At 60.2% G+C, this 12,666-nt stretch carries 8 protein-coding genes and 1 pseudogene; 6 read left to right on the top strand and 3 right to left on the bottom strand.

Annotated elements, in window-relative coordinates; genetic code table 11:
• The first annotated feature begins 286 nt into the window (after window positions 1-286).
• Window positions 287-826, top strand: a complete 540-nt coding sequence (locus tag LVY71_RS02805; protein ID WP_235097982.1) for a cytochrome b — start codon at window positions 287-289, stop codon at window positions 824-826.
• Window positions 827-839: 13 nt separating this feature from the next.
• On the opposite strand, the pseudogene LVY71_RS02810 reads toward LVY71_RS02805, so the two are convergent.
• Window positions 840-1,535 (bottom strand): annotated as a pseudogene (locus tag LVY71_RS02810) (VIT1/CCC1 transporter family protein).
• A 201-nt stretch (window positions 1,536-1,736) separates the two neighbouring features.
• Here LVY71_RS02810 and LVY71_RS02815 point away from each other — a divergent pair.
• Window positions 1,737-2,927, top strand: a complete 1,191-nt coding sequence (locus tag LVY71_RS02815; protein ID WP_235097984.1) for an MFS transporter — start codon at window positions 1,737-1,739, stop codon at window positions 2,925-2,927.
• A gap of 192 nt (window positions 2,928-3,119) precedes the next feature.
• Here the strand turns inward: LVY71_RS02815 and LVY71_RS02820 are convergent, their stop codons facing one another.
• Both LVY71_RS02820 and LVY71_RS02825 read right to left on the bottom strand, forming a co-directional pair.
• Entirely contained in the window at window positions 3,120-4,466 is a 1,347-nt protein-coding gene (locus tag LVY71_RS02820; RefSeq protein ID WP_235097985.1) for a sensor histidine kinase, read from the bottom strand.
• A complete protein-coding gene (locus tag LVY71_RS02825; RefSeq protein WP_235099996.1) occupies window positions 4,466-5,119 on the bottom strand; it encodes a response regulator transcription factor in 654 nt (217 codons plus the stop codon). The genes LVY71_RS02820 and LVY71_RS02825 overlap by 1 nt, the downstream gene beginning before the upstream one ends.
• A gap of 120 nt (window positions 5,120-5,239) precedes the next feature.
• Here LVY71_RS02825 and LVY71_RS02830 point away from each other — a divergent pair, with 120 nt between their 5' ends.
• The 4 genes from LVY71_RS02830 (at window position 5,240) to LVY71_RS02845 (ending at window position 12,610) form a co-directional block, all read left to right on the top strand.
• Window positions 5,240-6,538, top strand: coding sequence for a TolC family protein (locus tag LVY71_RS02830; RefSeq protein ID WP_235097988.1), 1,299 nt, complete (start codon window positions 5,240-5,242; stop codon window positions 6,536-6,538).
• Entirely contained in the window at window positions 6,535-9,711 is a 3,177-nt protein-coding gene (locus LVY71_RS02835; RefSeq protein ID WP_235097990.1) for an efflux RND transporter permease subunit, read from the top strand. The genes LVY71_RS02830 and LVY71_RS02835 overlap by 4 nt, the downstream gene beginning before the upstream one ends.
• 873 nt (window positions 9,712-10,584) lie before the next feature.
• Complete coding sequence (locus tag LVY71_RS02840; protein WP_235097992.1) at window positions 10,585-11,265, top strand: RNA polymerase sigma factor; 681 nt, start codon at window positions 10,585-10,587, stop codon at window positions 11,263-11,265.
• Between the two features lie 157 nt (window positions 11,266-11,422).
• Entirely contained in the window at window positions 11,423-12,610 is a 1,188-nt protein-coding gene (locus LVY71_RS02845) for a thiolase family protein (RefSeq protein WP_235097994.1), read from the top strand.
• Window positions 12,611-12,666: the final 56 nt, after the last annotated feature.

The following is a 12,666-nucleotide window of genomic DNA, read 5'->3' on the forward strand; positions in this document are numbered from 1 at the left end:
AATAATGGGGACTATTGCCTGAATTGATAGGAACAGAGCGTGATGTATGGGTAGTCGGATACGATGGAGTTTTCTGGACCAATTCACTGGCTCTTTGTTCTAGCGTTGATAGCGTTGGTGCTTTATCCAATCGGTCGCATTCTTAGTAGGATCGGCTTTTCCCCGCTCTGGTCGATATTGGTGTTCGTGCCCATCCTGAATCTCTTAGCGCTTTGGATATTGGCATGCAGCGTCTGGCCGAGCCAAAAAGACCACAGCTAAACATCTAAACAAGGAAATCATCGCAATGCTCAAATCCGCACGAAGTTATGGCGCTACAGCCAAAGCCTTGCACTGGCTGGTCGTGGTGTTGTTGATCGTGCAATATTTGATTGGCTGGCTGATGCAAGATGTCCATGGTGGACCACCCGGAACAGCGATGGTGCTTCATATCTCGTTCGGCATTTTGATTTTGGCACTGATCGCGTTCCGCCTTGCGTGGCGCCTGATGCATCCGGTTGCGCAAGACGCTTCCTTGCCAGCATGGCAGCGCAATCTCTCCGAACTGGTTCACTGGCTGCTCTATGCATTTGTCCTTGCAACGACGCTGAGTGGATGGCTTTTCGCTTCGGCGCGTGGATGGACGGTCTCGCTGTTCTTCGCCATCCCGTTGCCGATGCTGACCTCACAAAGCCCGGCGCTCATCTACAGGATCGATGGACTGCATCAGATCATGGAATGGACGCTGCTGGCCGTGATCGGTGTTCATGTGGGTGCGGCACTCTTGCACCTGCTGGTTTACAGGGACCGCGTGTTGCAGCAGATGCTGCCAGGCGAAATTTCATAGCGGCGAGAAAATGTCAGACGGCGGTGCCGAATAGGGTGCCGATGCCGGCGGTCACGGCCATCGCGAGAGCGCCCCAGAATGTCACGCGGATCGTCGGCGTGAGAATGCCGGCGCCGCCGGCCTTTGCGCCGATCACGCCGAGCAGAGCGAGGAACAGCAGAGAACCTATTGAAACAACCGGGAGCAGCCAATGTGCTGGAGAGAAGAGCACGAGTGCGAGCGGTGCGGCCGCTCCGACGGAAAAGCTCGCCGCCGATGCCAGAGCTGCCTGCACCGGACGTGCCGTGGTGCTCTCCGAGATGCCGAGTTCGTCCAGCGCATGCGCTCCCAGGGCGTCCTTGGCAATGAGTTGCTCGGCGATCTGGCGAGCAAGACTAGCCTCAACGCCCCGGGACACATAAATCTGGGCGAGTTCTGTCTTTTCAAACTCCGGGTCCTTTGCGAGTTCTTGTTTTTCACGGGCGAGGTCCGCATGCTCGGTGTCGGATTGCGAACTGACCGAAACATATTATCCCGCTGCCATGGACATCGCGCCGGCAACAAGGCCAGCTATCCCTGTCAACAACACATTGTTTTGGGAGGCTGCTGCAGAGGCTACTCCCAAGATCAGGCTCGCCGTCGAGATGATCCCATCATTTGCGCCGAGTACGGCGGCCCGAAGCCATCCAATTCGTTTGACAAGATGTTTCTCTTGATGCGTGCGACTCATGGATTAGCCTTGATATGTTGGATAGCAGCGAGTTCTACCGGTTATGCTTCAGCTAAATGGCATCACCGAATTTTGGACTTGATTTATCACGCGGCGATGAATCGGAGTATATGAAATCGTTATGATGCTTCTGGCGAGTAATTCCCAAAGCATGGAATCGATGAAGGCTCGCACAATGAGACGTCGTTGGAGCATCTGGTCATGGTAGACGCGCCGCCCGTTACCTCAAAATCGCGCGCCGCGTTGCCGCGCAGCATATGGGCGCTCGGTTTCGTCAGCATGTTCATGGATATCTCGTCAGAGATGATCCACGCATTGCTGCCGATCTACCTTGTCACTGTGCTTGGTGCATCGACACTGGCCGTCGGATTCATCGAAGGCATAGCGGAGGCGACCGCGAACATCGCCAAGATATTTTCCGGCGTGCTGTCTGACTGGCTCGGCAAGCGCAAGTTTTTGACCGCCCTTGGCTATGGTCTAGCGGCCTTTACCAAGCCGGTCTTCCCGCTGGCCGCGTCAATCGGCTGGGTGGTCGCGGCGCGCTTTATCGATCGCATCGGCAAGGGCATCCGCGACGCACCCCGGGATGCGCTCATTGCCGATATCGCATCGCCAGATCAGCGTGGTGCGAGTTTCGGTCTGCGGCAAGCGCTCGATACCGTCGGGGCTTTTGTCGGTCCGCTCGCCGCGATCGTTCTGATGTCGCTCAGTTCCGATAATTTCCGCCTCGTGTTCTGGGTCGCGGTCGTCCCGGCTTTCGCTGCACTGGCGGTGATGGTCTTCGCGGTCAAGGAGCCGGCGAGGCACGATGCCGCGGTCAGGCCGCGGTTGCGCCTTTCGGACGTCAAACGCCTGTCCCGCGGTTTCTGGACCGTGGTCGGTGTCGCCACGATCCTGACTCTTGCCAGGTTCTCCGAGGCGTTTCTGATCCTGCGTTCGCAGAATGTCGGGTTGCCCGCCGCGCTCGCACCGGCGATCATGGTGGTGATGAACATCGTCTACGCGATAACGGCCTATCCAGCCGGTGTGTTGTCCGACCGGATCGGCAGAACTGGACTACTCGCGCTAGGCATCGTCTGCCTGATCGTTGCGGACCTCGTCCTTGCACTAGGCACGACCGTTACGCTGGTCATGGTCGGCGTGGTGTTCTGGGGTCTTCACATGGCGCTTACGCAGGGATTGTTCGCCAGCCTCATCGCCGATACCGCGCCGGATGACCTGCGCGGGACTGCGTTTGGCGTATTCAATTTCGCCGGAGGCATTGCCATGCTGGTCGCGAGCGTCCTCGCTGGCGGGCTGTGGGAGGCTTACGGTCCGGCGGCTACTTTTCTGGCGGGTGCCGGGTTCAGCACAGTTGCGTTGATTTGCTTTGTGCTTGCGCAGAGGGGCTAATTGAAGAAGCAATCGTCAAGCGAAAGGAGTTTGCGCGCCGACAAAAATCGCGCATGGTCGGCAATTCTGGAATCACCGAGAAATTATGAAGTTTTGAATATCGATGTGAAGATCGCTGTCCATCTATTTGTTCGTATGAGTTGCAACTTCGATGAGTCCGTTAGAGTGTGATTGGGAAGGCAGCGGATTCTTTCAAGCTGCAGGGAGCCGCAATTCCGCATGCAGACCACCATTGCTATTAGTGGTGAGTTCGATGGAGCCGCCGTGCAGCGCGGCGAGATCGCGCACGATTGCGAGGCCCAAGCCACTGCCCGGGGTGGCTTCGTCGAGCCGCTCGCCAGGTGCAAAGGCGCGGCTCAGCGCTTCGGGCGGAATGCCGGGACCGTCATCGACGATGGTGATGCAAAGTTGTCCCGACGGTAGACAACGCGCAGCCGTGATCGAGACGCGGCTATGAGCCCATTTGCAGGCATTGTCGGTCAGATTGGCGACCATCTCGTCAAGATCGTTGGGATCGACGGCGGCGACCAGTCCCTCCTCGGTAACATTGACGATCGTGAGTGAACGTTCGGCGTAGAGTCGTCGCATGGCCACTGCAATGGCCGTCAGTGCAGGTTCAACCGGGGTGATGACGCCGGGCAGGCCGGCGTTGGCGGCGGCGCGGGCACGGGCCAATTGGAAATCGATCTGGCGCTGCATGCGCTCGCTCTGCTGGGTAAGGACCGCGGCACCTTCAGTATCGCCCCGTGCAAGCAGGCGACGTGCTTCGTCTGTCAGTATCGCCAGCGGTGTTTTCAACCCATGTGCCAGGTTGCCGGCCTGGGTACGGGCCCTTCGGATCATCTGCGTATTTCCATCGATCAGGGCGTTGAGATCGTCGACGAGCGGCCGAACTTCGGAGGGGAAATCATTGGGGAGACTTTCTGCCTTGCCTGCGCGGATGTCGCCGAGTGCAGATCGCAAGCGTCGCATGGGACTGAGCCCGAACCAGATCTGCAACGTGCCCGCTCCAATCAGGGCAACCGCCAACGTGCCGAGCGACAGGATCAGCGCATGATTGAAATGAGCAAGCACGTCGTCCACAATCCGCTGGTCGGCGCCGACCTGGATCACATAGCCGCTCTCCGGGTTTTCCCAGGGGCGGCCATACGCGATCATCCTGTCGCCGAAGGGGCCGACTTCGAGTGAGCGGACAAGCTGCCGGTCGCTGCCCGGCGCGGGCGGCGGCAATTTCTGTTGTGGCTCGAGCGGTGGCGACTGTAGGACGAAGCCGTCGCGGTCGCTCACCTGCCAGTAAAAGCCTGCTCGAGGCTGTGCAAAGCGCGGATCACTCAACCGCCGCGCTAAAGCGACATGCCCGTCGGTTGTGCGTATCAGCAGGCGTTCAAGCTCGTCGAGATGGCCGATCAGCTCGGCATTAACGAGTTCAGTCACATGCGTGCGGAACAGCGTGGAGATCGAGAAACCGGCAATGGCGACGCCGGCGACGGTCCATAGAACCGCTCCGAGAAGCAGGCGGGCGCGCAGGCTGCGAACCATCAGCCGAACCGATAGCCGAGGCCGCGCAAGGTGCGGATCGTATCGCGTCCGACCTTGCGCCGCAGCCGGCCGACATACACTTCAATTGTATTCGAGTTTCGCTCCTCATCCAGGCCGTAGAGATGGTCGAGCAGTTCGGCCTGAGTGACGACGCGGCCGACGCGATGCAGGAACAGGTTGAGTAGCCGGAATTCCTGGGCCGTCAGATCAATCGGCCGGCCGGAAACATGGACCGTGCCGGACACTGGATCAAGTGTGATATTGCCATGGCGAAGTTCGGACGTTGCCTGACCGGCGGCACGCCGCATTAGTGCACGCAATCGGGCCGCGAGTTCATCCATCTGAAACGGCTTGGTCACATAGTCGTCGGCGCCTGCATTCAGGCCCTCGACCTTTTCAGTCCAGCTATTACGCGCTGTCAGAATCAGAACCGGAGAGGCGCAGCCTGCACGACGCCACCCGCGCAATACCTCAATGCCGGGCAAGCCAGGCAGGCCGAGATCGAGCACAATCGCATCGAACTGTTCCTGCAACGCGAAGGAAAGACCCTGTTCGCCATCCTCCACCTGCTCAACGACAAAACCAAAGCCGCCCAACCCCTCTTTCAGGCGGGTGCTGATGTCGTGATCGTCCTCGACAAGCAGAATGCGGATGGTCGTTTCTCCAGTTTGCAATAATTCATTGTCAGCGCTGGCTGAATTTGCGCTGACAGGCTCCTTTCAGATTAGCGTGGCACGCAGGCGCTCAGAAGCCAGTTTTGAGTTCTCCTGCCCATGTCCAAGCAGCTTTTGATAATCGTTTGCAACATTGCGATCGTCTTGGCCACAACGGCGCAAGCGCAGCAAGCGGTGACCCTGTCGATCGACGCGCTTGCCAGCAATGTGGTCGCCAACAATCCCGAGCGGCGCTTCTATGTGGAGCAGATCGGCCTTGCGGGTATCGAGCGTGATGCATCGAATCGGCTGCCAGACCCTGAAATGTCGGTCGAATTCGGCGAACGACGAACGGCGGATGGCATCACGGGCATGCCGACGGGTAAAGGCCCGACTTATGGCGTGTCGATTATGCAGCCGCTGGATTTTGCTGGCCGGGGCGCGCTTCGCGAAGCCATCGCCGGGCATCAGATCGCACTGGCGCGGATCGGCTTGGCGCAATTTGACGCAACGCTGGCCAGCCGCGCGCGCTCGCTGGGCTATGCATGGTTTGTAGCCGGGCAGAAGGCGGCCGCGGCACGAGACGTTGCCGCGCGAATGCGAAGGCTCGCACAAGTGATGGAGCAGCGGGATCCGGCTGGTCCGGCGCCCATGCTGGACGTGGCCATTCTTGAAGCTGGCGCCATGACGTCAGAGCGCAATGCCACGGCCGCCGACGTGCAGGCCAATGTGATGATCTACGAGTTGAACCAACTCCGTAGCGCGCCCCTCGATGCGCGCATCCGCATCAATCCACCCGATGTCCCGCTGCCCGGCTTGCCGCCAGTCGTTCGCTTGGCGCAGGATGTGGACGCTCACAATTTCGAACTTCAGTCACTGCGCGCGCAATCGCAGCAACAAAGGTTGCGCGTCGATCTGGCGCAGAAATCTCGTCTGCCGAGCGTGGCTGTCGGTCCCTATTACAACCATGCAAAGTCCGACATTCGCGAGACCAATTTCGGCATCCGATTGTCCACGACGCTGCCGCTTTGGAACAGCCAGGCGGTGGGTGTCGCGCAGGAGCAAAGCCGCCAGTCCCAGTCCAATACGGCCTTGTTGGCCGCGAAGCGGCGGGTCGCGCGTCAGGTCTACGAGCAAGCCGCGTTGTACGAAGCTAAGCGCAGGACACTTGCGGGCTGGTCCGCGTCCGCCATCGACAAATTCGCGGCCGCCGCCACCGCCGCGGAAAACAATTTCCGTCAGGGGGCCATTCCGGTCGCGACCTATGTGGAAATGCAGCGCCAGTATCTGGATGCATTATCGGCGATGCTGGATACGAAGCGTGAGGCGCTGGACGCGTTGCTTGTGCTTCGCGCGCTTAATGGCGGCCGCAGCCTCCTGGGTGACACGACACACGGCCTGGGCGGCACAACACAATGACGCGCCGCCTGCTGCACTGGACAACCGGTCATTTCGTCGCTGTGGTGGCGATTGCGCTAATGGTCACCGGCCTCGGAATCTGGTCGTTCCTGCGATTGCAGGTCGACGCCATTCCCGACATTACCGGGGTCCAAGTCCAGATCAATACGACGGTCCCCGCTTTCGCGCCGGAGGAAATCGAGCGCCTCGTTACTCTGCCCATCGAGCGCACCATGGCTGGCCAACCCGGGCTCAGCGAAATGCGCTCGCTGACCAAAACCGGACTGTCGCAGGTCACGCTCATCTACGAGGACGGGACCGATCAGTTTCGCGCTCGTCAGTTCGTCACGGAAAGGCTGGCCACGGTGAGCAGCATGCTGCCGGCCGGATCGGTGCCGCAGCTCGCGCCGATCACCACCGGGCTCGGCGAGATCTGGTACTATACGCTCGAATGGGCGCAGCCTCCGGCCGGCATGGACGAGCAGCGGCAGTTGATGGAGCTGTATGAGGCGCAGGAGTACACTATCAAGCCGATGCTGCGTGCCATCCAGGGCGTGGCGGATGTGAACTCCAACGGCGGTCTCGAGCGGCAATTCGTTATCGAGCCCGATCTGCGCCGGTTGGTGGAGGCGGGCGTCACCGCCAGCGAACTGGCTCAGGCCATTGGCGCAAATGTCGAGAACGCCGGCGGCGGGACGATTACCGCGGGTGGCCAGCGTTTCACGCTCCGGACCGAGGCGCGCGTCACTGACGAGGAGATGATCCGCGCGTTACCTGTCAAGTTCGCGGGCGGCGCACGGCCGCTGACGGTGGCCGATCTCGCCACCGTCACGATCGGCTCCGCTCCGCGTGCGGGCGCCGCGACCGCCAACGGCAAGGAAACCGTGCTCGGCACGGTGATGATGCTGGTCGGCCAGAACAGCAGGGAAGTCGCAAGGCGGGTCGACGCGCAATTGCCCAACCTGCGCGCGGCCTTGCCCAAGGGCACGATTCTGCAAGTCCAGTATGATCGCTCCGAACTGGTGGATCGTACGATCGCCACCGTCGAGCGCAATCTCGGCGAAGGGGCGCTGCTGGTCGCTCTGGTGCTGCTGGTCGTGATGGGCAACTGGCGCGCCGCGCTGATCGTCGCAAGCGTCATTCCGCTGGCGTTTCTGATGATGATCACGGGCATGAACAGGTTCGGAATATCGGGCAATCTGATGAGTCTTGGCGCGCTCGATTTCGGCCTCGTCGTCGACGGCGCGATCGTGGTGGTGGAGAATTCCTTGCGTTTGATGAGCGAGGCCGGCGTTGCGAAGGGACGGCGACTGACGGCAGGCGAGCGCCGGGCCATCGTGATCGAAGCCACAAGCAGCGTGGCGCGGCCTGTCTTTTTCGGCATCGCGATCGTCGCGCTCGTCTATGTGCCGGTGCTCAGCCTGGGCGGGGTCGAGGGCAAGCTGTTTCAGCCCATGGCCGAGGCCGTGATGCTGGCGCTGGGTTCCGCCTTGATCGTCACCTTCACGCTGGTGCCGGTGCTTTGCGCCTGGCTGCTGCGCGGTGAAAAGATAAGACCACAGCGCCATTTTCCGGACGGCGACAACGGCGTGGAGTCCGGGGCCGGTCGCGGTTTTGCCGGTTTCGTCGCACGCGGCTATATCCCCTTGCTCGACGTTGCCCTGCGTCATCCGGCGGTCCTGCTGTGCCTGGCGGCCGGCTTGCTGGGCGGGACAGCTATCCTTTTCCAGACGCTCGGCGCTCAGTTCACGCCGCGCCTCGACGAGGGCTCGATCACGGCGATGGTCTACAAGCCTGTCGGCATGTCGCTCGATCGCAGCCTCTCGATCGAGCGGAACACCGAGCAGGAAATCCTGCGCCGCTTCCCGCAGGTGACACATACGTTCTCGCGCATCGGCACTAGCGCGGTCGCGACCGATCCGATGCCGCCGAACGAAAATGATTTGTACATCTTCTACAAGCCGCTCGATCAATGGCCGAAGGATCCCGGCACGCCGCGCGACAAGGCCGAACTGGTCATGGCGATCGAAAAGGCCGCCACCGCGCTGGCACCGGAACAGTCCTTTCTTTTCGCCCAGCCGATCGAGATGCGTTTCAATGAAATGCTGGAGGGCACGCGCGCGGATCTTTCGGTGAAGATTTTTGGAAACGACTATGACGTACTCGAGCAGCTCGCCGCGCAAGCGCGCGATGAGTTGCGAGACCTGCCCGGCACCGCCAATGTTCAATTCGAAACCGCGGACCGCACGCGCAGCCGGGTGGTCGAGATGGACCGCGGGGCCTTGGTCAGGCTCGGTCTCGGCACCGCCGAAGTGAACCGTGCCATCGCCTCGGCCATCGCGGGCGACGAGATCGGCTTCATCAGCGAGGGTGAGCATCGCCACGCCATCGTCGTGCGCCTGCCTGAATCGGCGCGCGCCGACAGCGCCTCGATCATGGCGCTACCGCTGCGCGTGGGCGCGACCGGGCTGGTGCCGCTCGAACGGGTTGCGCGCTTGCAGGAACTGCGCACGGTGGAGCCGATTCTGCACGACAACGCCAAGCGCCGCGCCGCGTTGATGGTCAATCTCAATACCAGCGACGTCGAAGGCTATGTTACGGCGGCGCGGGCTCGGCTGGACTCCAAGCTCAAACTGCCCGAGTCCTACCGCATCGAATTTGGCGGCCAGTTCCGCCAATTGGAAGCGGCACGCGCGCGCCTGATGATCGTCGTGCCCGCCACGCTAGTGATGATTTTCGCACTGGTCTATTCGGCGGTCGGCAGCGTGCGGCAGGCGGCCATCATCTATACCGGCATCCCGTTTGCGATCACCGGCGGCATACTGGCGCTTTGGCTGCACGGCATGCCGTTTTCGATCACCGCCGCGATCGGGTTCATCGCGCTATCGGGCATAGCGATGTTGAATGGCCTAGTGCTGGTTGATCACATCAATGCTCTGCGCAAGACGCTGCCGCTCGCCGATGCCGTGCGGCAGGCCGCGATCGACCGTCTGCGACCGGTTCTATCGACGGCATTGGTCGCGGGCATCGGCTTCATGCCGATGGCGCTCGCGACCGGCGCTGGCGCGGAGGTGCAGCGCCCGCTCGCGACCGTGGTTATCGGCGGCATCATCACCTCGACCGTGCTGACGCTGTTGTTGCTACCGGCGATCTATCGCTGGGCGGAGCGGCGTTCAATTGGCGCTCTTAATTGAGGAAAGCAGCCGTTGAAATGTGGGGTGTCCGTATGAGAACCTTGGATAGGCTGTTCGCCACGGCAATAACGGCCACCATAACGTCGTCTGTTATCGTGCTTCCGGCATTCTCGCTTGCAAGCTCTCCCGTCCATGACAATCAGCCGAAGCCAGCGTACATTCAAACCTTACCCCCGGAAGTCCGATCCAACCTTCAAAGATACAGAAAAGTATGCGGAGACGCACTGACCGCAACAAACGGTTTCTCCCGCTTTATTGCCGTCTCCGGGTTTCACCTTATTGCCCTTCATTTTCATGATCTAAGATGTGACGATCGCTCCGGGTTTTGCAAAGGCGATCGATGTCTCCACCAAGTTTATGTGTCGCATGGTGGGCGATATCGGTTGATATTGAGCGAACAGATAACTGAAGTCACGTTGTCAAGCATCGACGGTACTCCAGCAATCGAGATTGAGTACACCGCTGGAAGACAGCGCCTATTGCGATGGAACGGTAAGCATTTCGTCGGCGAGTGAGTTCGCTTAACTGGTCCAATAGTGAGATTTTCGGAGAATCGTTTTGTTAAGCGTCGCTCTCTCTTTCGAGGGGCCACCGCCCATCCGGATGAGCACGCCCGCGATCTTCGCTCTTGCCTATAACGGCGTGATCGGTACGGCACTCGGCTTATGGGCGATGACCGTCAAAGCTGCCAAAACATTCGCTTATCACCGTCAAATGGCTTCCCTCCAAGACGAGTTCATAACGGCGGCCCGAGGATTATGCTTGATCTGCGTTAAAGACCGTCAGCAGTCGGAATTGTACGTTTAATCATGGTGCTGTTAGCGGCAGTTCAGGACAGCGTCCGAATCTTGCTTGGAAAGATCTGGCTGGCCGATGAACAGAAATCGCGGGTCCGATGACCCGCAGCCTAAAGATGATGCGGAAGGACAGGAGGCCGCGAAACCAGCGGACGCCGCTGTACGACGCGCGCTTGTCGAGGCGCGTGAGGAGTTTCTTGCTTTTTTGCGACGCCGATTGGGCAGTCGGGACGAGGCCGAAGAACTCCTACATCGCTTCTCGCTCCGGGCGATTGAACGCGCATGGCAGCTGCGAGACGTGCGTACAGTCCGCGGATGGCTTGGGCGCATATTGGCGACCACCCTCGTCGATCATCAGCGCCGTGTCACAAGACGTCGCCGCCTGGAGATCGACATGGAGCGTATTGATGTCGAGAATTTGGCGATCGAGCCAGATCGAGAAGCCGACGAAGCCGTCTGCAACTGCCTTCATAAACTGCTACCGACGCTCAAGGCAGAATATGCCGATGTCATTTGGCGCTCGGACATTCTTGGCGAGCCCCGTGATCGAATTGCTGCCAGCCTTGGTACGACGCTCAACAACATCGCGGTCCGACTTTACAGAGGAAGACAATCGCTCCGGAAGAGGCTTGAGGAGATGTGCCTGACCTGTCCGGTTCACGGATTCCTCAACTGTCATTGCGACGAGGCCGAGCGCGTTCGCCAACTGTCACGACGCGTCGCTGATGATACCAAGACTCCGTCTGAAGACGGGTGAGTACAATGGCGAAGAGAGACTTTGGGCGATGGCGATGAGGTCGAAGGTACCGTCCAGTTAGCAGTAACGATAACGCAGCAGCAATCGGGGCTCAACCATTGTCGCCATTGGCCGATCAATATCTGGCTAAAGTGTTGCGAGACCGAAAGAAGCCAATATGACTCCAGCGAACATTGTGATTTGTTCCCCGGTGCGGACTGCCATAGGCACTTATGGTGGAACGCTAAAAGATATAGCGGCACCCGATCTTGGGGCCGTGGTTATCAGGGAAGTCTTGTCCCGCGCGAAGATCGCAGATGTTGCGATCGACGCCGTGGTGATGGGTCAGGTCGTCCAGGCTGGTGCCAAGATGAATCCGGCACGGCAGGCGGCGATTAAGGCCGGGGTTTCCGTCAATGTTCCGGCCATGACAATCAACCGCGTGTGTGGTTCGGGCGCGCAGGCAATCGCGACCGCCGCCCAGGAGATCATGCTTGGCCTTGCGCAAAGCGCTATCGCCGGTGGCATGGAGAATATGGACCAATCTCCTTATCTAATGGCCGGCGGTCGATGGGGCTACCATATGGGTGACGGCCAGATCTACGACAGCATGCTGCGCGATGGCCTCAATGACGCATTTTCCGACCACCACTCGGGCTTGGTGACCGAATATCTCGTCGACAAATTTCAAGTGACGCGCGAGGCGCAGGACCGCTGGGCGGAGCGGACGCAGCGGCGCTTTGGCGCGGCGCAGTTGGCTGGCAAGTTCAAAGCCGAGATTGCGCCGATCGAAATCCCCGGCCGCAAGGGATCGACCATCTTCGAGAAGGACGAGCACAACCGCCCGGACGCTACGCTGGAGTCGCTTGCCAAGTTGAAGCCAGCTTTTCGCAAGGTTGGGACAATCACCCCCGGCAATGCACCGGGCCTTAACGGCGGCGCTGCGGGCATGATCGTTGCGGATGTGCGCTGGGCCGAGAAGCACAGTCTGACGCCAATGGCTCGCCTCGTTGCATTTGGGGTCGGTGCGGTCGAACCTAGTCTCTTCGGCCTCGGACCTGTTCCAGCGGTTCGGCAGGCCTTGGATCGCGCCGGCTGGAAGCTCGGAGACGTCGAACGCGCCGAGATCAACGAGGCCTTCGCGGCTATTGTGTTGGCCGTCATTGGAGAACTCGGACTTCCAGAAGATATCGTGAATGTCGAGGGCGGCGCTATCGCACATGGCCATCCGATTGGCGCAACGGGAGCTGTCCTGACGACTCGGCTGCTTCACGCCACGCACAGGGACGGTATCCGCCGAGGTTTGGTCACGCTCTGCATCGGGGGTGGTCAAGGTGTTGCACTGGCACTTGAAGCCGTGAACTGACGAGAAAAAAGTGAAGCCACTTCGCTGAGAGAAACCCGCAAGTCAAATCTCGGCAG

Origin of the sequence: Bradyrhizobium sp. G127 (assembly GCF_021502575.1) — a bacterium.
Taxonomy (GTDB): Bacteria; Pseudomonadota; Alphaproteobacteria; order Rhizobiales; family Xanthobacteraceae; genus Afipia.

Coding starts and splice junctions, on each gene's coding strand:
- LVY71_RS02820 (WP_235097985.1), bottom strand. CDS start 4,466: ATGGTTCGCAGCCTGCGCGCCCGCCTGCTTCTCGGAGCGGTTCTATGG.
- LVY71_RS02840 (WP_235097992.1), top strand. CDS start 10,585: ATGAACAGAAATCGCGGGTCCGATGACCCGCAGCCTAAAGATGATGCG.
- LVY71_RS02845 (WP_235097994.1), top strand. CDS start 11,423: ATGACTCCAGCGAACATTGTGATTTGTTCCCCGGTGCGGACTGCCATA.
- LVY71_RS02815 (WP_235097984.1), top strand. CDS start 1,737: ATGGTAGACGCGCCGCCCGTTACCTCAAAATCGCGCGCCGCGTTGCCG.
- LVY71_RS02835 (WP_235097990.1), top strand. CDS start 6,535: ATGACGCGCCGCCTGCTGCACTGGACAACCGGTCATTTCGTCGCTGTG.
- LVY71_RS02805 (WP_235097982.1), top strand. CDS start 287: ATGCTCAAATCCGCACGAAGTTATGGCGCTACAGCCAAAGCCTTGCAC.
- LVY71_RS02830 (WP_235097988.1), top strand. CDS start 5,240: ATGTCCAAGCAGCTTTTGATAATCGTTTGCAACATTGCGATCGTCTTG.